The organism is Roseomonas sp. E05 (assembly GCF_030063475.1).
Classification (GTDB): domain Bacteria; phylum Pseudomonadota; class Alphaproteobacteria; order Acetobacterales; family Acetobacteraceae; genus Pseudoroseomonas.
This window is the reverse complement of the sequence record NZ_JASIRT010000001.1, coordinates 177,525-198,349: the sequence shown is the minus strand read 5'-3', so window position 1 is coordinate 198,349 and position 20,825 is coordinate 177,525. Positions and strand designations below refer to the sequence as shown.

Here is a 20,825-nt window from a genome sequence, read left to right as displayed (position 1 = left end):
CGTTCCGGCCCCTCAGCGCCCCCATTCGATCGCCGGCAGCCGCAGCACGGGAATGCGCGCTGCCGCCAGGGTGCGGTCCTCCAGGGTCACGGGCACCTCGATCTGGGGCGGGCCGCCGGCCGGATCGGGGCGCGCCATCAGCGGCACCAGGCTGCGGGCGAGGCCGGCCGTGCGGGGCGCCAGCAGGCCCGCCCCGGCCAGGGCCTCCAGCCCCTCCGCCGCGCCGGCCACGCGCAGGGTGCCTGCGCCGGTCGGCTGCAGCGCGGCGTCGAGCGCCAGGGTGGCGGCGGCGCTGGCGGCCACCTCGCCCCAGCGCAGCGTCAGGGCGCGCAGTTCCAGCGTGCCGCCGGCATCGCGCCAGGCCGCCGCGCGCCGCGCAGGTTGATATCCGCCCGGCACCGGCTCCATCAGTGCCGCTTCCAGCGAGGCCGTCTCCACCTGCCGGCCGAGCGGCAGGTTCCAGGGCAGCGCCACGCCGTGCAGGGTCAGCGCCAGGGTGAGGGCGGGGCCGTCGCGGCCTTCCAGTTCCGCCTCGGCCTCCGCCACCGTCACCGCGCCCGCCGGAGGGCCCAGGCGAAGCTGCCGGGCCATGATCCGGGCGGAGCCGGGTGACGCGCCCTCGGCGATCGGCAGGGCGGCGGTGAGGTGAGCGGCGGCGAAGGGCAGTTCCTGCGAGTCGGCCACCAGCCGTTGCGGTCCCTGGGCCTCGACGAGCAGCGTTTGCAGATCCGGCGGCACGATGCGCAGGCGCACCGCGGCCGCCTGCCAGGCCAGCCCGCCCAGCGGGCCGCCGGGCGGGGCGGCGATCCGCAGGGCGGGCAGGATGAGGCTGGCGGAGAGCGGCCATCCACCACGGCGCGGCGGGGCATGCGTGACCTGCCAGCCCTGCGCGCGGCGCGCCTCGGCCCAGCGCTCGAAGCCCTGCTCCAGCCGCTCTGTCATGAGGCGCCACAGCATGGTGTGACCGGCGCCGAGCAGCACCAGCAACAGGGCGAGCCCAAGCAGGAGCCGCCCGGGATGAAACCCGCGGCGGCGCGGGGCTTGTGGCTTTCGGGTCATCGTGCTTCAGGATATAGGGTCGATGGCTGCGGGCGGAAACGCTATGCCTTCGCCCCGCGGCCATTCCCGTTCCACCCCTTCCGGACCGGTCGTTCGCCCGATCGCCTTCGCAGGCGGCGGGACAGCGCTGTCCGTTCTCACCGATGGCCCCGCTCCTGCCCCTCAGCCTGCTCGACCCCGACGGAGACCTCTACGTCTTCGGCTACGGCTCCCTGATCTGGAAGCCGGGCTTCGCCTATGCGGCCCGGCATCCGGCCCTGCTGCACGGCTTCCACCGGCGCTTCTGCCTGTGGTCGCGCGAGTATCGCGGCACGCCGGACTGCCCTGGCCTGGTGCTCGGCCTGGACCGCGGCGGCGCCTGCCGTGGCGTCGCCTTCCGTGTGCCGGCCGCCGAGGCTGCCGGGGTGCTGGCCTATCTGGATGCGCGGGAGATGATTGGCGACCACTACCAGCGCCGCCGCCTGCCGGTCCGCCTGCTGGACACGGGCGCGGTGCGGCAGGCCGTCACCTTCGTGGCGAACCGCCGCGGGCAGGCCTATTGCCGCGAGATGACCCCGGAGCGGGCGGCGGTGGCGATCGCGCGGGGCAGCGGCCGGATGGGGCCGAACCGCGATTATCTCCTGAACACCGTGACGCACCTGCGAAGCCTCGGCGTGCGCGACGCGGCGCTGGACCGCATCGCCGCGCTGCTGCCGGCGGCCCTGGCAGGCTGAGGCCGTCGAGTCGCGCCAGCCGTCACAAGGCTCGGGGCTGCTTTTCCGCAGAGTTATCCACAGCTCCCCCTGTGGCCTTCCCGGCACAGGCCAAGCGATTATGCGCTCGGCGCCGCGCAAGCTCTGCAGGCGTTGGGGAAAATCCATGTTTTTCAGGTGATTGAGAGGAATGAGCCGGTCGGGTAACGGAAGCGCCGGCCGCCTCCTGCAGGCGAAATTCAGGTTTGCCAGAGGCTTGCGGGGCGCTACTGGACGCGCTCTGAAGAATGCCCCGCAACTTGTCCCACAGAATTATCCACAGGTGTTGCGCCTGCGCAGGGGTCGCCCGCCGCCGCGACGAGTCGATCCGTTTCGGTTTCGATCGCCGTTTCCAGCTGCTGCAGAAGTTGTGCGCGGGGCAGGCCAGGGGGCAAGGGCGGCAGGATGGCCACGGTGATCAGGCCGGGCTGCTTGGCGAAGGCCCGGCGGCCCCAATACAGGCCACTGTCGGTCGCGGCGGGCACCACGGGGGCGCCGCTGGCCGCCGCCAGCGCCACCACGCCGGGCTGGTAGGGCACGCGGGTGCCGGGGGCCGTGCGGGTGCCCTCGGGGAAGATGACGATCTGGTCGCCCGCCGCCAGCGCCTGGCCCGCCTGCCGCACCATGCCCTTCAGCGCCGCCGCCCCGCCCCGGCGGTCCACCGCCACCGCCCCATAGTGCCGCGCCAGCCAACCCCAGGCAGGAATGCGCAGCAACTCGCGCTTCAGCACATAGACCGGCTCCGGCAGCAGGGCGAACCAGACGATGGTGTCATAGGCCGACTGGTGCTTGGCGGCGATGACCGCGGGCCCGGCCGGCAGGTTCTCCCGCCCCGTCACGCGCAGGCCGATGCCGCAGACCACCCGCAGCAGCCACAGCATCAGCCGTGCCCAGTGCTGCACGTAGCGGCGCAGGACACGACGCGGAAAGGGCAGCAGCAACAGGCCGACGAGGCAGCAGAGGCCGGTCAGCCCGAAGAACAGCAGGTTGAACAGCGCGGAGCGCAACAGGGTCAGGCCCGAGGGCTTCACGAGGGCGGTCTCTCCGAAGTTAGCGCCGACAGGCCGAGCATCGCGCCGATCAGCTTCAGGTACTCACGGGCCAGCAGCGCGAGGCGCGGGCCTTCCGTCTGCACGGGGTGCGGGACCAGCGACACCCCGGGCAGGGTGCGACGCAGCTCCAGCAGGGCACGGGGCATGTGGAAGGCGGCCGTGACGACGCGCAGGGATCTGATCTGCCGCGAGCGGGCCCAATGCGCAATCTCCTTTCCGTTGCCGCGCGTGCTGGTGGCGGCATGGCCCAGGGTGGTGCGCGCCGCCAGCGCCTCGGTCGGCAGTCCGGCGGTGCGCGCCAGGTCCTCCAGGTCCGCCACGGGCGAGACGCCGGAGACGATCAGCCAGCGCGCCTTGCCCTCGGCCAGCAGGCGCATCCCGGCCTCGACGCGCTGCGGCCCGCCGGTCAGCACGGCGACGCCGTCGGTCTGCCGCAGCGGGAATTCGGGGCGGGCGCGGCTCTGCCCGGCGAAGAAGGCGAAGCCGCCCAGCAGCACCAGCAGCAGCGTGGCCGGGGCCAGCCACAGCCGGCTTCTCCGGCCGCGGCGGCTGCCGTCGGGAAGGCTCATGGCAGGCGGCGGAGCCAGCGGCGGACGCTGACCTGGGCGGTTGCCCAGCCGATGCCGCCCGCCACCGGCGGCAGCAGGATCAGGTCCAGCCAGGGCAGGGAGGACCAGGGCTGCACCATGCCGCCGGCCAGCGGCGCGGCGACCCCCGCCAGCGCCGCCAGCGTCGGCACGGCGAGCGCCGCGCCGGCCAGCGCGCCACTGGCCGCCAGCAGCCCGATTCGCCGGGCGAAGCGGCCGGCGATGTAATCCTGCGTGGCGCCGAGGTCGTGCAGGATCTCGATCGCCTGACGGCGGGAGGCGAGGCCGGCGCGCGTCGCCACCGCCACCACCGCGACCCCCACGCCCACGACCAGCAGCAGCACCGCCAGCGCCATGCCCTGCACGCTGCGCGCCAGCGCCGCCAGCCGTGCCACCCAGATGCCGTGCGCCTCGACCTCCGCCCCCGGCACCGCCTCGGCGAGCTGCCGCGCGATCGGCTCGGGATCGATGCCCGGGTTCACCAGCCGCAACTCCAGCACCGAGGGCAGGGGCAGCGGCGGCACCTCGCCCAGCCAGGGGCGCAGCAGCTCGCGCATCCGCTCCGGGCTCACCGCCTCGGCGCTGGCCACTTCGGGCATGCCGCGCAGCAGGGCCAGGGCCTGGTCCATGCGGCCGGACTGCTCGGGCGGGAGCTGCACCGTCACGGCGGCGGCGGCGCCCTGCTGCCAGCGCTCCTTCAGCGCCGCGGCGCCATGCGTGCCGGCCAGCGCCAGCGCCGCGAGCAGCGCCATCGCCGCCACCAGCCCGGGCAGCAGCCGGTCGGAAAGGGCGCGCTTCAGCCCGAGCGGGTCGCGCGCGTAGCGGCTGCGGCGCTCAGCCATGATGCACCACCCGGCCTTCCTCCAGCACCAGCGCGGGGGCGGCGAACTGGGCCACCAGATCCTCGCTGTGGGTCGCCACCACCACGGTGGTGCCGAGCCGGTTCATCTGCGTCAACAGCGCGAGCAGGCGGCGCGCCTGGTACGAATCGAGGTTGCCGGTCGGCTCGTCGGCCACCAGCAGGGCCGGGCGCGTCACCACCGCGCGGGCGATGGCGATGCGCTGCTGCTCGCCCCCCGAGAGCTGCTGCGGCAGCGCCAGCTCCTTTCCCTGCAGCCCCACCCAGCGCAGCATCTCCGTTACGTCCGGCCGCAGGCTGGCCTCCGAGCGGCCGGCGAGACGCAGCGGCAGCGCCACATTGTCGAAGGCGGAAAGGTAGGGCAGCAGCCGGAAGTCCTGGAACACCACGCCGATGCGCCGCCGCAGCGCCGGCAGGGCGGCCCGCCGCTCGCGGCGCACGCGCTCGCCCAGCACCTCCAGCTCGCCGCGCGTCGGCAGCAAAGCGAGGTGCATCAGTCGCAGCAGCGAGGACTTGCCGGCGCCCGAGGCGCCCAGCAGCCAGGTGAAGCTGCCCTCGGGCAGCGTGAAGGTCAGGTCGGCCAGGGCCTCCGGGCCTGTCGCCCCGTCGGGCGAGGGATAGCGCAGGCCGACCGCGGTGAAGCGCACCATGCGGCAGGGGAATGCCACGCTCCGCCGCCGCCCGCCACCCGGGAGGTGTGACGAAGGCTTGCAGCGCGAGCTTTGCCCCGGCATAGCGGGGCCATGCGCATCGAATGTCCGGGCTGCGCCGCCGCCTACGAGGTGCGGGAGGAGTTGCTCCCGCCTGGCCGCGAGGTTCGCTGTGCGCGCTGCGGGCAGGCCTGGGTGCCGCTTGCCCCGGCGGCCGCGCCGCTGCCCGCCGAGGAAAGGCTGGCCTCGCCCTCCGCGGCCCCGCCGGGACGCAGGCCCATGCCGCTGCGCGTGCGGCCGCGGCTGGGCGCGCCCGCCGCACCGCCAGAGCCACCCCCCCGCGCCCTGCCTCCCCCTGAGGAACCGCCCGAGCCGCCGCCCGGCCTGGCCGCGCCGTTGATCGCCTGGGCGGTATCGATCCTGGTGGTGGCGGGGGCGCTCGCGGCGCTCTGGGTGTGGCGGGCCGAGGTCATCCTCCTCTGGCCGCCCGCCGCACGGCTGCTCCAGGGAGATGGCGGCTGACGCCCAGGACGGGCCGGGCTAGCCGTAGAAGACCCCGTCAGAGCGGCCTTCCGCGTAGCCGTGCTCGATGAAGTGCCGGGCTGCCGCCGTCGTGTCTGCCCCCAGCCAGGCCGACAGGTCGGCATAGCGGGCGAGGTAGGCCTGCGCGTCGAAATGGACGGGGTCACGCTGCTCCATGACGCCATGGTGAAAGAAGTGCGACAGCCCGGCGGCCGCATCGACGCCGATGCCCTGAATGAGATCCGGGTAGCCGGCGATGTAGACCAGCCCGTCCAGTTTCCACTGCACGGCCGGATCATGGAAGGCGTCCACATAGGCCTGCCCGGTCTGCGGTTCGGTGCCGTCGGAAAGCAGGCCGGAATAGTTGTCGTCGGAATCCCAGCGTGACTGGAAAGCGACATTGTGCGTGTCGAACCAGTACTTCATGGCATTGATGTAAGGCTCGGCGTTGTTGGTCATCACGCCCCATTCCGAATAGGCCGCAGGCTTGTTGTGGGCGGCGGCGAAGTTCACGTGCCACTGCAGCCCGTACTGCTCGTTCAGCACCAGGTCCCAGGCATGATAGGGATCGTCGCCGAAGAATTCGGTCTTCCAGTAGGCGTCCATGCCGATGACATCGACATAGTTGTCGCCGGGATAGGCGCTGGCGGGGTCCATGGAGCCCTCCCAGGCCTCGTTCACGTTCCACTCGAAGACGAAACGGTCGGAGACGCTGCGGAAGGTATCCACGAACTGCCGGAAGGCGCCGATATAGTCCTGCTGGTGATCGATGGCGGACCAGGGGAACCAGCCGCCGTTGAACTCCCAGCCCACCCGGACATTGAGGGGCTGGCCGGGCAGGCCGCTGTCCTTCATGGCCTCGGCAGCCTGGCGGTAGTAGTCGTTGTAGGCGCCGGTGGCGGCCTCGGCGAGGGTGGCGCCGTTGACGATCAGCGGCACTGACCAGGCGAGGTCGTGCTGCCCATCGCTCCATGCATCGCTGGCGCCCCAACGCGCGCCTGAGAGGAAATCCTCCCAGCTCTGATAGCCGATGACCGTGTGCACGTTGTCGGCGGGCCGGCCCAGCCAGTTCTCGAAGCGTTCGAGATTCTCCCAGTAGTTGCCAACATAAACTCCGACTTGGGCCATCTGGATTTTTCCTTCAAAAATGTTCGGCCGGGAGAGGTCTCCTCTTCTTTAATGGATGCGCCACAGGTGAAAGAAGATTCTTCACTCTCCTGGGCCACGTCTTTGGGAGTTGTGGTTTGGTGCCATTCTGACGTGAAAGTTGCGCATGCACGTCACACGACAATATTTCTGAGCAACCACGCTCTCAGCCGAGATCCGGCAGCAAATCCAGCAGCCAGACGGCACCGATGCCGGCGAGGATCGAGGCGCTGAGATGGCCGGTGCGCCACTGCACCAGCACCACCACGACGGTGCCGAGCAGGCCGGCGGGGCCGGTGCGCGTCAGGGCGAGGGCCACATAGGCCATGAAGATCGGCCCGGGCAGGTTGCGCAGCATGGCGTCCAGGAAGGGCGGCGGTCGCTTCGCCCGCATGATGGCGTAGCCGCCCGCGCGGCACAGGTAGGTCACGGCGGCCATCCCCAGGATGGTCAGCAGAACGTCGCTTCTCATCGGGCGGCGCGGGTTTCCTGCCAGGCCGCCAGCGCCGCGCCGGCCAGCGCGGCGCCGAGCAGCGGCAGCGGCTGCGGCAGGCCGAGCCAGTGCAGTGCCACCGCCAGCGCCGCGGCCAGCGCCCAGGCCATCAGATCCTGCCGCGCCCCGCGCCAGAGCGGCACCAGCAGCGCGGCGAAGGCGGCAATGCCGCCGAAGAACAGGGGATGCCCTGGCGGCAGCCGCACCGCGCCCCCGAGCACATGCCCCGCGCCCACCGAGATGATCCAGCCGACATAGAGCACCAGGGAGGTGCCCAGCAGGAAGCCGGCATCGCGCCCGCCGGAACGGATCTCGGCCATGCTCATGGCGAAGGAATGGTCCACCAGCGTTGCCAGCGTGCCCCAGAGGCGCAGGCCGCGCAGCCGGTCCAGCCAGGGGGCCAGCGCCGCGCCCATCGGCGCCATGCGGATGTTCACCACTGCCGCCGCCAGGGTCGCCGCCAGGACCGGCGCGGGGTCGGCCCAGAGCTCCAGCGCCAGCAACTGCGCCGAACCGGCATAGACCAGGGCCGACATGGCCAGCGCCTCGGCGAGCGAGAGGCCCCGCCCGACCGAGACCACGCCCACCACCAGGCCGAAGGGCAACAGGCCGAGCAGCATCGGCGCGGCCCGGAGCGCGCCGCGCCGGATGCCGTCGCGGGTGAAGCGGACCGGGCCGGCTCTTGTCTCCGCCGCTTGGACCTCAGCCACGACGGGCCGCCAGCAGGCGCTCCTCCGCCTCGGCCGGGTCCATCTCCAGGGCGCGCTCGGCCAGGTCGCGCGCGAAGCCGCCGCGGGCGAGGGCGGCCAGCGCCTTCAACCGTGCCTCGGGCGAGGGCGGCTGCTCCGGCGCGAAGGGGCCGGCGCGGCGGCGGCGCAGATGGCTGAGCGCGGCGATCAGCTCGTCCGGCGGCGCCTCCTCCAGCACGGCGGCGGCCGTTTCCGCACCCACGCCCTTGGCGGCCAGATGCGCGGCGATGGCCCGCTGCGAGCGGCCGGCGCGGTTCAGCCGCCGGGCGCGGGCGGCGGCGAAGGCGGCGTCGTCCACCGCGCCCGAGGTGGCGAGGCGGCGCGCGACCTCGGCTGCGGCGGCCCGGCCGGCGATGACGGTGGCGACGATCTGGTCGGTGGGCTGGCCCTCCGCCTCGGCGCGGCGCGCCCAGCGGTCGATCCGCCGGTGCAGCACGCGCAGCAGCCCGGTCTCGGTGGCGGCGAAGCGCGCCAGATGCGCCAGCGCGGCCTCGTGCAGCCGTGCCGCATCCGGCGCCTTGCCCGCGGCCGGCCGCGCATCCTCCCGCTTTCGCTCCATTCCCTTATTCTGCCATGGGGGGAGCGGGCTGCCCATCCCGCCCTCGACGGCGGCGGGCGCGCGGCGCAAAATACCGGTCCCCCCATGCCCTTCGCGGAGGACCCATGCCGGTTGAAACCTGGATCGCGTTCCTCGCCGCGGCCTCGGTGATGTTGCTGATCCCGGGGCCGACCGTCCTGCTGGTCATCGGCCAGTCGCTGGGCGGCGGGCGCCGGGCGGCGCTGCCGCTGGTGGCCGGCGTTGCGGCGGGAGACCTGGTGGCCATGAGCCTCTCGCTGGCCGGCCTCGGTGCGCTGCTCTCGGCCTCGGCGGCATTGTTCACCGCGCTGAAATGGGCGGGTGCTGCCTATCTGGTCTATCTTGGCCTGCGGCTGTGGCGGGCGCCGGTGGCGGCGGCGGGGGCGGCTCCTGTCGCCGCGCGCGACGCCTGGCGGCAGGCCTTCCTCGTCACCGCGCTGAACCCGAAGTCGATCGCCTTTTTCGTCGCCTTCGTGCCGCAGTTCCTCGATGCCGGCCGGCCCTTCCTGCCGCAGGCGGCCATCCTGGTGGCCAGCTTCGTCGTGCTGGCGGCGCTCAACGCGCTGTTCTATGCGCTGGCCGCCGGGCGCCTCTCCGGCGCGGTGCGGCGGCCCGGCCTGCGGCGGGCGCTGAACCGGCTGGGCGGCGGCGTGCTGATCGGCGCCGGGCTGGCCACGGCCACGCTGCGGCGCGCGGGGTGAGCGCCATGGCCCATTCCCCCGTCTTCACCGCCACGACGCATGGCATCCGCGTCTCGGTCCGGGCCTTCTATCTGGCTGACCAGTCGCAGCCCGAGCAGTCGCATTTCGTCTGGGCCTACCGCGTCACCATCGAGAACCTGAGCGCCCGCACCGTGCAACTGCTGAAGCGGAGCTGGCAGATCACCGACGGGCTGGGCCGCGAGCAGCGCGTGCATGGCCCCGGCGTGGTGGGCGAGCAGCCCGTGCTGGAAGCGGGCGAGAGCTTCGAGTACACCTCCGGCACGCCGCTCTCGACGCCCTCCGGCTTCATGCGCGGCACCTACCACATGGTTGAGCGCGACAGCGGCGAAGCCTTTGACGTCGCCATTCCTGCCTTCAGCCTTGATAGCCCGCACCAGGCCGGCATGGTGCATTGACAGGACGTCGCCCGAGCCCTGCGCAATCGGGCATTGCAACGCCGCACGCGCAGGCACAAGTGGTGCCGCATCAGACGCGCGGACCATGGAGCGGAAGGCCAGAGTGAACATCACCATCCCGCCGGCGAAGAAGCAGGCCGAGTCCAGCCTTTCCGAGGGCCGCCCGAGCCGTGCCGAAGCCGAGGCCGCCGTCCGTACCCTGTTGCTCTGGGCGGGGGACGACCCGGAGCGCGAGGGCCTGCTCGACACGCCCGCCCGCGTCGTTCGCGCCTATGAGGAGTTCTTCGCCGGCTACCGGGAGGACCCTGTCCAGATCCTCGCCCGCTCCTTCGAGGAGACCGAGGGCTATGACGAGATGGTGGTGCTGCGCGACATCCGCCTGGAGAGCCATTGCGAGCACCACATGGTGCCGATCATCGGCCGGGCGCATGTGGCCTACCTGCCCGCCGGCCGGGTGGTCGGCATCTCCAAGCTGGCCCGGGTGGTGGAGGCCTATGCCCGCCGCCTGCAGATCCAGGAGAAGCTGACGGCACAGATCGCCAACAGCATCGACGAGGTGCTGAAGCCGCGCGGCGTCGCGGTGGTGATCGAGGCCAGCCACCAGTGCATGACCACCCGCGGCGTGCACCAGCCCGGCGTCAGCATGATCACCAGCCGGATGCTGGGTGAGTTCCGCACCGATTCCGGGTTGCGGCGGGAGTTCCTCGCCATGACCAGGAGCAGCGCGCCCGTTCCTGAGGCGTGAAAAGGCTGAGGGAATGAATTCCCCCAGACCCCCATCTTTTTTCTGCCAGTTTCGGGCCCCGCCTGTGGCGGCCCCAGTCGCCGGGGCTGCTCCAGCCCCGGCGTGAGCGCATTCAGTCAGTCCCGCCAAAACTGATGAAAAAAAGAAGAGGGGGGTCCGGGGGAGAATTCATTCTCCCCCGGCTCTGCCGCGTCAGGCGATCGCCTCTGCCTCGACTTCCAGCACGAAGCGGGGGTCGGCCAGTCCGGCCACGATCATCAGCGAGCTGCAGGGGGCGTGCTCGCCGAAGACGGCGTCCCGCTCGGTGCGCCAGACCGGCAGCAGGGCGCGGTCGGTCAGCAGGACCAGCACCTTCACGACGTTCTCCGGGCGCATCCCATGGGCCGCCAGCACGGCCACGAGATTGCCCAGGGCCTGCCGCACCTGCGCCTCCGGCGCTTCCGGCACCGTGCCGTCCGGCGCCACACCGATCTGGCCGCTGATGATCAGGCGGCGCCCGGCGCCCTCCACCAGCCCGGCCTGGGAATAGCGCGCCGCCGGGCGATGCACGCCGGGCGGGTTGGAGAAGGTGACCTGCGCCATGGCTCAGCCCGCCGGCTGGCTCAGGTTTTCCTGCTGCACCGGGCCGGGCAGCGGGGCGGTCGGCGTGCCGGACATGATCCAGTCGCGCAGGTTGCGGCGGAGCTGGAACTCGAACTCCACGTTCAGGTCGTCCATCGCCTGCCGCACGATCTGGTCGGCCGCGCGGGCCTGGCTGGCGGCGCCTTCATCGACGACGGTGGCGTTGCGGCGCACCTCGGCCTCGGAGAAGCCGACGCGCCGGCCGTCATCGCCCAGGATCTCCACCCGCACGCGGATATAGACCGCCAGCCGCTCCGTGCGCTGGCTGAACATGCCGCCGGGCTGCGCCACCTCGCGCGTCAGGCTGGCGGCATCCACCAGGAAGCGGGCATGGCCGCTGGTGCCGACCGCCACCAGCCGGTCCCGCCCCATGCGCAGCGCCTGGGTGAGCGGGGAGAGCGGGGCCGGGGGGTCCACCCGGAAGGCCGGGCCGGGCGGTGGCTCCAACGCCTCGACATCCAGCACGTTCAGCCGCAGGGGCGTGAGATGGGTGTAGCCCGGGGGCGGCCGCAGGGGCGGCTGGGCATCGCCGCCGGCGCAGGCCGCCGCCAGCAGCGGCAGCAGCAGGATCGCGCCACGGCGCGTGGTCGGCATCATTCCTCGCTGTTCTCCCCTTCGAGCGGTCCCATCGGACTGGAAACCGTCAGATGGGCGAAGATGCTCGCAAAACAAAGACCGGCCCAGCCCTCTCCGCCGGGGGATGGCCAAAAGCCGCTCAGTCCGCCGCCTGCACCTCGGAACGCCCGAAGCGGAAGGCGACGTTGCAGAACTCGCAGGTCATGGTGATGGTGCCGTCCTCGGCCATGTGGTCGAGGTCGTCGGTGCCGAAGCCGGAGAGCACGGAAGCCAGCCGGGACCGCGAGCAGCGGCAGCCATAGGAAAGCGGCCGCGGCTTGCCGAGCGCAAGGCCCTCGGCATGAAAGAGGCGATAGAGCAGCCGCTCGGGCGGGAGGCCGTCGTCCAGCATCTCCGACTCGGTGAGGGTGGCGGCGAGGGCGAGGGCGGTCTCCCAGGCGTCGTCCTGCGCGGCCTTGTCCAGCTCGGGGTCGATGCCGCCCTCGCCGGCGATGCGCTCCAGGATCAGCGCGGTGGCGCGCCAGCCGGCGGGGGTCTGGCCGGCCGCCAGCCAGACGCGGCTGTCGAGCTGCTCGGACGTGGCGAAGTAGTGGCCCGTCATCTCCGCGAGCGTGCTGCCTTCGATGGCAACGATGCCCTGGTAGCGGTCCATCTCCGGCCCCTGGTCGCAGGTGAAGGCCAGATAGCCCTTGCCGAGCAGCGTGTCGGCGCCGGGCCTCTCCTCCGCCGGCAGCTTCCCGCTATCGGCGCGGATGTAGCCGCGCAGGCCGCCGGCGTCGGTGCAGTCGGCCAGCAGCATGCTCACAGGGCCTTCACCCTTGGCCTGCAGGCTGAAGCTGCCCTGGAACTTGAGCGCCGTCGCCAGCCCCGCGGTGAGCGCCAGCGCCTGCCCGAGCAGGGCGGTGACGGCGGGCGGGTTGTCGTGCCGGGTCAGCAGCGCGTCGGCCAGGGGGCCGAGCCGCACCAGCCGCCCGCGCACCGGCTTCTGGGCGAGGTGGAAGGGCTGCACGCCCCGCGGCACGGTGAGGTGCGGCACGGGCGGGCGGTCATGGTTGAGGAAGTCGGGGGTGGCGGAGGGTTCGGTCGGATCGGTCACGCGACAGGCCTGAAATGCTGCAAAACGCCTAGATAGGGCGCCGCACCCCGCTCTGCGACCGCTGGAGCCCTGTGCCCCGGGAATGGCGGGGTCTGGGGTAACACTGTTACCCCAGCGGTGGGGGGCGGGGGAGGCGGCGCCTCCCCCGGATCAGGCGCCCTGGGTCTCCATGAGATGCCCGACGATGCGCTGCTGCACCGGCCGGAGGTGGTTCCCCAGCCGCAGCGCGGCGTTGCGCAGCAGCCGCGCCGGGAGCGTCGCCTCGGCATAGATCAGCGCCGTGGCGTTGGTGGCGAGGTAGAGCGCGCGGGTCGCCTGCCGGTGCGCATGGGCATAGCGCCGGAGCACGGCGGGGGCGGCGAATTCCGCCCCGCGGCCCAGCGCCGCGCGGATCTCGCGCGCCAGCACCGCCTGTCCGCGCAGGCCGAAGTTGAAGCCGTGGGCGGTGACGGGGTGCATCCCCACCGCCGCATCGCCCAGCAGCACCGCGCGGGTGGTGGCGAAGCGCTCGGCATAGACGGAGACCAGCGGATAGGTGTGACGGGTGCTGACCAGCTCCATGGCGCCGAGGCGCTGGCGGTAGCGGCGGGCGATCTCCGGCCCGACCTCGGCCTCCGGCATGGCCTCCAGCGCCGCCATCGCCTCCGGTTCCAGAGTGATGACGGCGGAGGACATGTCGCCGTTCAGCGGCAGCATGGCGATGGTCTGGCCGTAGTCGAACCACTCGGTGGCGACGCCGTGATGGGGCGCGGCGTGGCGCAGGCGGCAGACCATCATGCGCTTGCCGAAGTCCCGCGTCTCGGCGCCGATACCGAGCGCCTTGCGCAGGCCGGAGAAGCGGCTGTCGGCGGCGACGAGCAGCTTCGCCTCCAGCGTCTCGCCGTCGGCGAGGCGCAGGCGGGCGCCGTCCACGTCGGTCCGCGCCTCATCCACGCCGGTGCCGGCCAGCAGCCGGACATCCGGGCAGGCGGCGGCGACGCGGTAGAGCGCGCGGCGGATGCAGTGGTTGGAGACCAGCCGGCCCAGCTCCGCCTCCGGCCGCCCGCGCGTGTCGAAGCGCAGGGCATAGGCGGAGCCGCCGTTCAGCACACGGGCCTCGCGCAGCGGGGCGATGGCCTCGGGCGGCAGGTGCTCCCAGGCGCCGAGCTCCCGCAGGATGGCCTGGGAGGCGTGGGTGAGGGCGATCTCGCGCCCGTCGAAGGGGGCTTCAGCCAGCAGGGCTTCCGGCTGGCGCTCCACCACAACGATTTTCAGGCCGGTGCCGGAGAGGGAAGTGGCGAGGGCGAGCCCCGCCGGGCCGCCTCCCACGATCGCGACGTCACACTGCATGCTGGCTGCCTGCCTCCTGCATCCTGACAGGTAGGTAGGGCCGATCGGGGCTTTGGCAAAGCGGCGGCAGCAGGAATCCGCCGCCGCCCTGCCCTCAGACGGCGCGCAGCCGGGCCACCACCTCGGAAAGCGCCTGCTGCAGCGCCTGGCCCTGCCGCGCCACCGCGCCAGTGCCGGCGCGCAGGCTTTCCAACGCCGAGGAGGCCTGGTCCACATGGCCGCCGAGCGCCTTGCTCTCCTCCGCCACGCCCCGCGTGCCGGCGGCGGCCGCGGCGGCGTTGCGGGCGATCTCCCGCGTCGCCGCGCTCTGCTGCTCCACGGCGGCGGCGATGGCGGTCGTCACGCCGTCCATCCGCGCCACGGTGGCGGCGATGCCCTGGACCGTCCGCACAGCCTCCTGGGTGGCGTTGCGCATGGCGCCGATCTGGGTGCTGATCTCCTCCGTCGCCCTGGCGGTCTGCGAGGCCAGCGTCTTCACCTCGGAGGCCACCACGGCGAAGCCCTTCCCGGCCTCCCCGGCCCGCGCCGCCTCGATGGTGGCGTTCAGCGCCAGCAGGTTGGTCTGCCCGGCGATGTCGGCGATCAGCTTCACCACGTCGCCGATGCGGTCGGCCGCCTCGGAGAGCCCGGCCACCGAGCCGTCGGAAGCCTGCGCGGCGGCCACCGCGTCGCGCGCGGCAACGGCGCCCTCGGCGACCCGGCGGTTGATCTCGTTGATGCTGGCGGCCAGTTCCTCGGCGGCGGCGGCCACCGCCTCCACGTTGCCGGTGGCGCTGAGGCTGCGCTCCTGCGCCTGGCCCGCCTCGCGCTCGGCCGCGCCCATGCCCTTGCCGGCGCTCGCGGCGGCGGCGTTAAGCCGCTCCACCTCCTCCGCCAGGCCCCGGGCGGTGCTGCCCACGGCCTGCTCCACCGCCTCGGCCAGGCCAAGCTGCATCTGGCGGCGCTCGGCACCGGCCCGCTCGCGGCCGCGCTCGGCCTCGGCCTGCAGCGCCTGCGCCTGACGGGCACTCTCGGCCAGGCTCTCCACGGCACGGCCGATCTCGCCAAGCGGGTCGCGGCGGTCGGTGCAGGGGATGTGCACGTCGAACCGGCCGCCGGCGAGCGCGCGGACCACCTCGGCGAGCCGGCGCAGCGGCCGCATGGAAAGGCCGACCAGCAGCCAGGCCAGCAGGCCGACCGCAAGGGTGGCGGCGCCGGCGACCAGCAGGGCGCGGGTCTGCATCTCCTGCAGCACGGCATTGACGGCGGTGAGCGGCAGGCCGACGAAGAGCAGGCCGATCACCTTGCCGCCCGCATCACGGATCGGCTCATAGATGGTCAGGTGCTCGCGGCCGAGGATGGTGTTCGCGCCGCGATAGGCCACGCCCTGCCGGAAGACGGCCTCGAAGGCCGGGCCGGGGGCGAGGCGGGTGCCGACGGCCCGCGTGCCGTCGGGCTTCGCCACGTTGGTGGCGATGCGGAGATCCCCGGCGAAGATGGTGGCGACGCCGCCGGCCACGGACTTCACCGTATCCACCTCGTCGAAGCGCCCGTTCAGCGGGGTATCGCCCAGCAGGAGCTGATCGCCTTCCAGGCGCCAGGCCTGGCCCCGCTGCGCCAGCAGGGCCTTCAGCATGCCGAGGCTGATGTCGAGGTCCGTCTGCGACTGCTGCATCACGTGCCGGCGGCTTTCCGCCAGCAGCACCTGCGAGACGGCGCCGCCCGTCACCAGGACGGCGGCCAGGGTCAGCAGCACCAGGGCCGGGACGATGCCGAGGCGACGGGGGAGCGCGTGGAGGATATTCAGGGCAGCGGACAAGGAAACCCCCTTACTCCCGAATCACAATTGCGGGAGGGGAGGGTGCGGCAGCGTCGCTGAATGCGGGGTTAAGGCCGGGGCGGCGAAAGCCCCCCGGCCCGCGCTCAGAGCCCCGCGAGCGCCCAGAGCAGCACGCCCTTCTGGGCGTGCAGGCGGTTCTCGGCCTCGTCGAAGACCACGCTCTGCGGCCCCTCGATCACCTCCTCGGTGATCTCCTCGCCGCGATGCGCGGGCAGGCAGTGCATCACCACCGCGTCCGGCGCCGCGTGCTTCAGCAGCGCCGCGTTGAGCTGGTAGGGGGCAAGCAGGTTGTGCCGGGCGCTCGGTCCGCCATCCTTCTCGTCCGACATGCTGACCCAGGTGTCGGTGACGACGCAGGCCGCGTCCTTCACGGCCGCCACAGGGTCGGAGGTCAGCTCGATCTTCGCCCCCTCGCGCCGCGCCCAGTCCACCAGCTGGGCGGGCGGGGCCAGCTCCGGCGGGGTGGCGAGGCGCAGCGTGAAGCCGAAGCGCGCGGCGGCCTGGATGAAGCTCTGCGCCACGTTGTTGCCGTCGCCCGTCCAGGCCACGACCTTGCCGGCGATCGGGCCGCGATGCTCCTCGAAGGTGAGGATGTCGGCCATCAGCTGGCAGGGGTGGGAGACGTCGGTCAGGCCGTTGATCACCGGCACGGTGGCGTGCTGCGCCAGCTCGCGCAGCTTCGCGACGCTGTCGGTGCGCAGCATGATGGCGTCCACGTAGCGCGACAGCACGCGCGCCGTGTCGGCGGCGGACTCGCCGCGGCCGAGCTGCATGTCCTTGGCCGAGAGCACCACCGCATGGCCGCCGAGCTGGCGGATGCCGACCTCGAAGGAGACACGGGTGCGCGTCGAGGGCTTCTCGAAGATCAGCGCGATCGACTTGCCGGCCAGCGGCTGGCCCTCGACCTTGCCGCCCTTGGCCTGGGCGGCGAGGTCGAGCATGCGCCGCAGGGTCGGCGCGTCGAAGTCCGAGAGTTCGAGGAAGTGGCGGGGGGCATTGGCCGCCCCGCCCGCCGGCCTGAGGGCGGCGCTCACTTCGCCGCCACCTTGGCATTCGCCGGGGTCATGCGCAGCGCCGCGCGGTCGAGCATGGCCAGCGCCTGGTCCACCTCGGCCTCGGTGACGATCAGCGGCGGCGCCAGGCGCAGCACGTTCTGCCCGGCGGCGACCGTCAGCAGCCCCTCCGCCACGGCGGCGGCCTGCATCTCGGCGTTCGAGACTTCCGGCGTCAGTTGCAGGCCGAGCAGCAGCCCGGCGCCGCGCACGCCGGTCGCCACCGTGGGGTGGCGGGCGGCGAGCTCCTGCATGCCCTTCCAGAGGTGGCGCGCCACGCGGTCCACCTGCTCCAGGAAGCCCGGCGCCAGGATCACGTCCAGCACGGCATTGCCGGCGGCGCAGGCCAGCGGGTTGCCGCCATAGGTGGTGCCATGGGTGCCCGGCTTCAGGTACTGGGCCACCTTCTCCTTGGCCAGGATGGCGCCCAGCGGAAAGCCGCCGCCGATGCCCTTGGCGGAGGACATCACGTCCGGCTCGATGCCGGCCCACTGGTGCGCCCAGAGCTTGCCGGTGCGGCCCATGCCGGTCTGCACCTCGTCGAGCGCCAGCAGCAGCCCGTACTCGTCGCAGACGGCGCGCAGCTCCTTGAGGAAGCGCAGGTCCGCCGGGCGGACGCCGCCCTCGCCCTGGATCGGCTCGATCATGATGGCGGCGGTGTTCGGGCCGATGGCGTCGCGCACCGCGTTCATGTTGCCGAAGGGCACGTGGTCGAAGCCCTCGACCACCGGGCCGAAGCCGGCGAGATACTTCTCGTTGCCGGTGGCGGCGAGCGTCGCCAGGGTGCGGCCGTGGAAGGCGCCCTCGAAGCAGATGAGGCGGAACTTCTCGGGGTGGCCGGTCTCGGCATGGTACTTGCGGACGGCCTTGATCATGCCCTCGTTCGCCTCGGCGCCCGAGTTGCAGAAGAAGACGCTGTCGGCGAAGGAGTTCTCGACCAGCCGGGCGGCGAGGCGCTCGGCCTGCGGCACGCGGTACAGGTTGGAGGTGTGCATCACCTTCGCCGCCTGCTCCGCGATGGTCTTCACCAGGTGCGGATGGGCGTGGCCGATGGAGGTGGTGGCGATGCCGCTGCCGAAGTCCAGGAATCGTCGTCCGTCCACCGTCCACAGCCAGGCGCCCTCGCCCCGCTCGAAAGCGAGGTCGGCGCGGTTGTAGGTCGGCATCAGGGCGGGGATCACGCTGATCATTCTCCGTGGGTTCCGCGGGCCGCGCCCTTCGCGCGGCCTTCGGCGGAAGGGACGACAGTGCCGCAAAGGAGCCGCGCGGTCAAAGGCGCAGGCGGGCAAATCCGCGGGCAAATCCGCCGCCCCCGCGCGATGGCGGCCTTTCCTGCACCGCAACCGCGGCGATGCAGGGCGGTTCCTTCCGGCAAGCGGCGCGCAGGGCGCGCCCTGGAGCATCCGGAGGAGAAAGCCATGTCCCGCTCATCGACCGCTCGCCTGCTGCCGCTGGCGGCTGCCGGGCTCCTGACCTGCGCCACCGGCGCCCTCGCCCAGGGGCAGCCGACCACCCGGCCGCAGCATGATGGATCGCAAAGCCAGCAGACGCTGCAGAACAATGAGGCGACCCGTGCGCTGGACCGCGCCGCCGGCAGCAACGTCTCCGGCGCCTATCCGAGCCAGGGCGATGGCACGCCCGGCAACCCGCCCGGCACCGCGGCCACGCGGGCGCTGGACCGCGCGGCGGGCACGAATGTCTCGGGCGCCTATCCCGGCAACGAGAAGGGTGAGGGCAAGGCCGGGGACCCGCCGGGCACCGAGGCGACCCGTTCCCTGGACCGCGCGGCCGGTACCAACCAGTCCGGCGCCTATCCCGGCCAGAGCGACGGCACGCCCGGAAACCCGCCCGGCACGGCTGCCGGCCGCGCCACGGACCGCGCCACGGAAGGCACCGCGCCCGAGGCCAGGCCGGAGCCGCGCCGGCCGGACCAGCGCTCCGACAGCGGCCGGCTGCTGCTGGCGCAGAACGCGCTCGGCACCGAGCCGGGCGTGACCGACCGCGGCGCGACGCTGAAGGGCCCCGAGGCGCAGGGCGGGACCGGCAACAACAGCGGCCGCATTCCGGGCCCGCGGACGGGCACGGCCGGCAATGGCGCCAGCGTGCCGGAAGGCCAGGGGCGGCAGATTTCCCCGGGCTCGCCCACGGGGAACGTCACCGAGGCGCCTTCCCTCGGCACCCGGCAGGTGGCGCCGCCGACTACCAGCCCCAGCCTGCAGGAGCGCCCGAGCAGCGCCAGGTGAGCAGGGCGGGCCGGTCCGCAGCCGCACTGCCCGGAAGCCTCAGGAGGAAGAAAGCCATGAACCGTTGGACCCGTATCCACCTGCTGCCGCTGGCCGCCGTTGCCCTTCTTGCCGGCAGTGGCGCCGCGCTGGCGCAGAACCCGCTGGGCACGACGCCCGGCCTGAGCGACGGCGAGGCCCTGCGCGGGCCCGAGGCGCAGGGCGGCGTGGCCAACAATGCCGGCCGCATGGACGCACCGCGCACCGGCACCGCCGGCAATGCCGCCACCCAGCCGGCCCGCCCTGGCAGCCAGCCGGCCACACCCTCGGGCACCACCACCGAGGCGCCGACGCTCGGCCTGCGCGAGGTGCAGCCGCCGACCACGGATCCGAGCCTGAAGCAGCGGCCGAGCAGCGCCAACTGAGCCGGGCCAGCGGAAAACGGGCAGAAAAAAGAAGGGGGGTCCGGGGGAATTCCTTCCCCTGGGCTTTTCTCCCGCCGCGTCAGAGCCCGCGCAGCCGGGCGGCGAGGTAGGCGGCGTAGTTGTCGGTCATGCCGGCGACGAAATCGACCGCGCAGCGGATCGTCTCGCTGGCCGTGTAGCCCTGCTTCGGGTGGTAGTCCTGCATGAGGGAGAGGGCCTGGCGCGGCCGCAGTTCCGCCCCGGCCGCGCCACCGCTGCGGGCGTAGGCGAGGCAGGCTTCGAGGAAGACCGTGAGGGTCTTCTCCAGCACGTCCCGCGCGCCGATCTCGAACTCGATCTTGCGGCTGTGGAAATAGAGCGCGTCGTGGTTCTTGCGCTGCACGGCGGCGAAGGCGGTGCGCAGCGCCGGGTCGCAGAGCCGGATCAGCGACTGGCCGGCCGGCAGCGCGCCGGCCATGATCGCCGCATGATGGTCGCAAAAGGCCTTGGCGACCCCCTCGATCAGCCGCCCGATGGCGCGGGAGCGCAGCAGCGCCACCTTCTGCACCTCGGTATCCTCGCGCGCCAGCCGCTCGGCGGTGGCGCCGGCCAGGGGCGCCACCAGCGCCTCGTAGGTCGCGTAGGGCACCATCTCCAGCTCGACGGCGTCCTCCAGGTCGGCCAGGCCGTAGGTGATGTCGTCCGCCGCCTCCATCAGCCAGACGGCCGGGTGGCGCGGGTGCTCGCCTGCAAGGCCACAGGCCGCTTTCACCTGGGCGAAGGCCGCGGATTCGGTGGCGAAGTGGTTGAACTTGACGCCTGGCCGCCCGTCGCGGACGGCGCGCGGGTCGGCGCCGCCCCAGGGATACTTCACGAAGGCGCCGAGGCTGGCATAGGTCAGCTTGAGGCCGCCCCGCTCGCGGTAGCCGTCGGCCCGCGTCAGGATGCGGAAGCCCTGGGCATTGCCGTCGAAGTGGCGCAGGTCGTCATCGAGGTCGAGCCCGCTGGCGCGCCCCACCGTGTCCAGCCAATGCCCCATGAAGGTGGCGATCACCTCCTCGCCGGCATGGCCGAAGGGCGGGTTGCCGATGTCATGCGCCAGGCAGACCGCCTGCACGAGGTAGCCGAGGTCGTCCGGCGTGTGCTCCGCCGCGCGCAGTTCCTCGGCCAGCAGCGTGCCGACGCTGTAGCCCAGCGAGCGGCCGACCGAGGCCACCTCCAGCGTGTGCAGCAGGCGGTTGCGGATATGCGCGTTGAAGGGGAGGGGATGGACCTGCGTCTTCTGCTGCAGCCGGCGGAAGGGGCGGCTGAAGACGATGCGATCCTGGTCGATCTGGTAGGCGTTGCGGTTGAGCGCCTGCTTCGGCCGCTCGTCGAGGAAACGCCGCGTCTCGAACAGCGTCTCCCAGCGCATCATCC

24 protein-coding genes are annotated in these 20,825 nt (G+C 72.7%); 7 read left to right on the top strand and 17 right to left on the bottom strand.

Annotation, left to right across the window (positions count from 1 at the left end; translation table 11 throughout):
• Nucleotides 1-12: 12 nt before the first annotated feature.
• Nucleotides 13-1,059 carry a DUF2125 domain-containing protein gene (locus QMO56_RS00960; RefSeq protein WP_283523146.1) on the bottom strand — a complete coding sequence of 349 codons (1,047 nt, stop codon included), beginning with the start codon at nucleotides 1,057-1,059 and terminating at the stop codon, nucleotides 13-15.
• 143 nt (nucleotides 1,060-1,202) lie between these two features.
• Between QMO56_RS00960 and QMO56_RS00955 the strand changes: the two genes are divergently transcribed.
• Complete coding sequence (locus QMO56_RS00955; RefSeq protein ID WP_283523145.1) at nucleotides 1,203-1,772, top strand: gamma-glutamylcyclotransferase; 570 nt, start codon at nucleotides 1,203-1,205, stop codon at nucleotides 1,770-1,772.
• 245 nt (nucleotides 1,773-2,017) lie between these two features.
• Here QMO56_RS00955 and QMO56_RS00950 read toward each other — a convergent pair whose 3' ends face one another.
• The 4 genes from QMO56_RS00950 to QMO56_RS00935 are packed head-to-tail and all read right to left on the bottom strand — an operon-like array spanning nucleotide 2,018 to nucleotide 4,938.
• The gene (locus QMO56_RS00950; RefSeq protein WP_283523438.1) at nucleotides 2,018-2,806 is read right to left on the bottom strand and encodes a 1-acyl-sn-glycerol-3-phosphate acyltransferase; all 789 of its coding nucleotides are present in this window, start codon (nucleotides 2,804-2,806) and stop codon (nucleotides 2,018-2,020) included.
• Nucleotides 2,807-2,817: 11 nt separating this feature from the next.
• A complete protein-coding gene (locus QMO56_RS00945) occupies nucleotides 2,818-3,411 on the bottom strand; it encodes a YdcF family protein (RefSeq protein ID WP_283523144.1) in 594 nt (197 codons plus the stop codon).
• Nucleotides 3,408-4,271: an ABC transporter permease gene (locus tag QMO56_RS00940; protein ID WP_283523143.1), complete on the bottom strand. Its 864-nt coding sequence runs from the start codon at nucleotides 4,269-4,271 to the stop codon at nucleotides 3,408-3,410. Before QMO56_RS00940 ends, QMO56_RS00945 begins: the two co-directional genes overlap by 4 nt.
• Complete coding sequence (locus QMO56_RS00935; RefSeq protein ID WP_283523437.1) at nucleotides 4,264-4,938, bottom strand: cell division ATP-binding protein FtsE; 675 nt, start codon at nucleotides 4,936-4,938, stop codon at nucleotides 4,264-4,266. The genes QMO56_RS00940 and QMO56_RS00935 overlap by 8 nt, the downstream gene beginning before the upstream one ends.
• Nucleotides 4,939-5,031: 93 nt before the next feature.
• Between QMO56_RS00935 and QMO56_RS00930 the strand changes: the two genes are divergently transcribed.
• Nucleotides 5,032-5,460 (top strand): zinc-ribbon domain-containing protein, encoded by a 429-nt coding sequence (locus tag QMO56_RS00930; protein WP_283523142.1) that lies wholly within the window; start codon nucleotides 5,032-5,034, stop codon nucleotides 5,458-5,460.
• An 18-nt stretch (nucleotides 5,461-5,478) separates the two neighbouring features.
• Here QMO56_RS00930 and QMO56_RS00925 read toward each other — a convergent pair whose 3' ends face one another.
• The 4 genes from QMO56_RS00925 to QMO56_RS00910 all read right to left on the bottom strand — a co-directional run bounded on the left by QMO56_RS00925 (nucleotide 5,479) and on the right by QMO56_RS00910 (nucleotide 8,407).
• Nucleotides 5,479-6,588 carry a glycosyl hydrolase gene (locus QMO56_RS00925; RefSeq protein WP_283523141.1) on the bottom strand — a complete coding sequence of 370 codons (1,110 nt, stop codon included), beginning with the start codon at nucleotides 6,586-6,588 and terminating at the stop codon, nucleotides 5,479-5,481.
• Between the two features lie 184 nt (nucleotides 6,589-6,772).
• A complete protein-coding gene (locus QMO56_RS00920) occupies nucleotides 6,773-7,078 on the bottom strand; it encodes an AzlD family protein (RefSeq protein ID WP_283523140.1) in 306 nt (101 codons plus the stop codon).
• Nucleotides 7,075-7,809, bottom strand: a complete 735-nt coding sequence (locus tag QMO56_RS00915; RefSeq protein WP_283523139.1) for an AzlC family ABC transporter permease — start codon at nucleotides 7,807-7,809, stop codon at nucleotides 7,075-7,077. Before QMO56_RS00915 ends, QMO56_RS00920 begins: the two co-directional genes overlap by 4 nt.
• On the bottom strand, nucleotides 7,802-8,407 hold the full coding sequence (locus tag QMO56_RS00910; RefSeq protein ID WP_283523138.1) for a RecX family transcriptional regulator: 606 nt from the start codon (nucleotides 8,405-8,407) through the stop codon (nucleotides 7,802-7,804). The genes QMO56_RS00915 and QMO56_RS00910 overlap by 8 nt, the downstream gene beginning before the upstream one ends.
• Before the next feature lie 104 nt (nucleotides 8,408-8,511).
• Here QMO56_RS00910 and QMO56_RS00905 point away from each other — a divergent pair, with 104 nt between their 5' ends.
• The 3 genes from QMO56_RS00905 to folE all read left to right on the top strand — a co-directional run bounded on the left by QMO56_RS00905 (nucleotide 8,512) and on the right by folE (nucleotide 10,287).
• A complete protein-coding gene (locus QMO56_RS00905; RefSeq protein ID WP_283523137.1) occupies nucleotides 8,512-9,126 on the top strand; it encodes a LysE family translocator in 615 nt (204 codons plus the stop codon).
• Nucleotides 9,127-9,131: 5 nt separating this feature from the next.
• The gene (gene apaG / locus QMO56_RS00900; protein ID WP_283523136.1) at nucleotides 9,132-9,542 is read left to right on the top strand and encodes a Co2+/Mg2+ efflux protein ApaG; all 411 of its coding nucleotides are present in this window, start codon (nucleotides 9,132-9,134) and stop codon (nucleotides 9,540-9,542) included.
• Nucleotides 9,543-9,645: 103 nt separating this feature from the next.
• Nucleotides 9,646-10,287, top strand: a complete 642-nt coding sequence (folE, locus tag QMO56_RS00895) for a GTP cyclohydrolase I FolE (RefSeq protein ID WP_283523135.1) — start codon at nucleotides 9,646-9,648, stop codon at nucleotides 10,285-10,287.
• A gap of 192 nt (nucleotides 10,288-10,479) precedes the next feature.
• Here the strand turns inward: folE and QMO56_RS00890 are convergent, their stop codons facing one another.
• From QMO56_RS00890 to QMO56_RS00860, 7 genes are all read right to left on the bottom strand, one after another.
• Complete coding sequence (locus QMO56_RS00890; RefSeq protein ID WP_283523134.1) at nucleotides 10,480-10,869, bottom strand: RidA family protein; 390 nt, start codon at nucleotides 10,867-10,869, stop codon at nucleotides 10,480-10,482.
• A gap of 3 nt (nucleotides 10,870-10,872) precedes the next feature.
• Nucleotides 10,873-11,505, bottom strand: a complete 633-nt coding sequence (locus QMO56_RS00885) for a hypothetical protein (RefSeq protein ID WP_283523133.1) — start codon at nucleotides 11,503-11,505, stop codon at nucleotides 10,873-10,875.
• Between the two features lie 118 nt (nucleotides 11,506-11,623).
• Nucleotides 11,624-12,580, bottom strand: a complete 957-nt coding sequence (locus QMO56_RS00880; RefSeq protein WP_283523132.1) for an Hsp33 family molecular chaperone HslO — start codon at nucleotides 12,578-12,580, stop codon at nucleotides 11,624-11,626.
• A gap of 150 nt (nucleotides 12,581-12,730) precedes the next feature.
• Complete coding sequence (ubiM, locus tag QMO56_RS00875) at nucleotides 12,731-13,909, bottom strand: 5-demethoxyubiquinol-8 5-hydroxylase UbiM (RefSeq protein ID WP_283523131.1); 1,179 nt, start codon at nucleotides 13,907-13,909, stop codon at nucleotides 12,731-12,733.
• 94 nt (nucleotides 13,910-14,003) lie between these two features.
• A complete protein-coding gene (locus tag QMO56_RS00870) occupies nucleotides 14,004-15,707 on the bottom strand; it encodes a methyl-accepting chemotaxis protein (RefSeq protein WP_283523130.1) in 1,704 nt (567 codons plus the stop codon).
• 104 nt (nucleotides 15,708-15,811) lie between these two features.
• Nucleotides 15,812-16,762, bottom strand: a complete 951-nt coding sequence (gene argF / locus QMO56_RS00865) for an ornithine carbamoyltransferase (protein ID WP_283523129.1) — start codon at nucleotides 16,760-16,762, stop codon at nucleotides 15,812-15,814.
• The gene (locus tag QMO56_RS00860; protein WP_283523436.1) at nucleotides 16,759-17,961 is read right to left on the bottom strand and encodes an aspartate aminotransferase family protein; all 1,203 of its coding nucleotides are present in this window, start codon (nucleotides 17,959-17,961) and stop codon (nucleotides 16,759-16,761) included. The genes argF and QMO56_RS00860 overlap by 4 nt, the downstream gene beginning before the upstream one ends.
• A gap of 237 nt (nucleotides 17,962-18,198) precedes the next feature.
• Here QMO56_RS00860 and QMO56_RS00855 point away from each other — a divergent pair, with 237 nt between their 5' ends.
• On the top strand, nucleotides 18,199-19,023 hold the full coding sequence (locus QMO56_RS00855; protein WP_283523128.1) for a hypothetical protein: 825 nt from the start codon (nucleotides 18,199-18,201) through the stop codon (nucleotides 19,021-19,023).
• 56 nt (nucleotides 19,024-19,079) lie between these two features.
• Entirely contained in the window at nucleotides 19,080-19,427 is a 348-nt protein-coding gene (locus QMO56_RS00850) for a hypothetical protein (protein ID WP_283523127.1), read from the top strand.
• 79 nt (nucleotides 19,428-19,506) lie between these two features.
• Here the strand turns inward: QMO56_RS00850 and dgt are convergent, their stop codons facing one another.
• Nucleotides 19,507-20,823, bottom strand: coding sequence for a dGTP triphosphohydrolase (gene dgt, locus QMO56_RS00845; protein ID WP_283523126.1), 1,317 nt, complete (start codon nucleotides 20,821-20,823; stop codon nucleotides 19,507-19,509).
• Nucleotides 20,824-20,825: the final 2 nt, after the last annotated feature.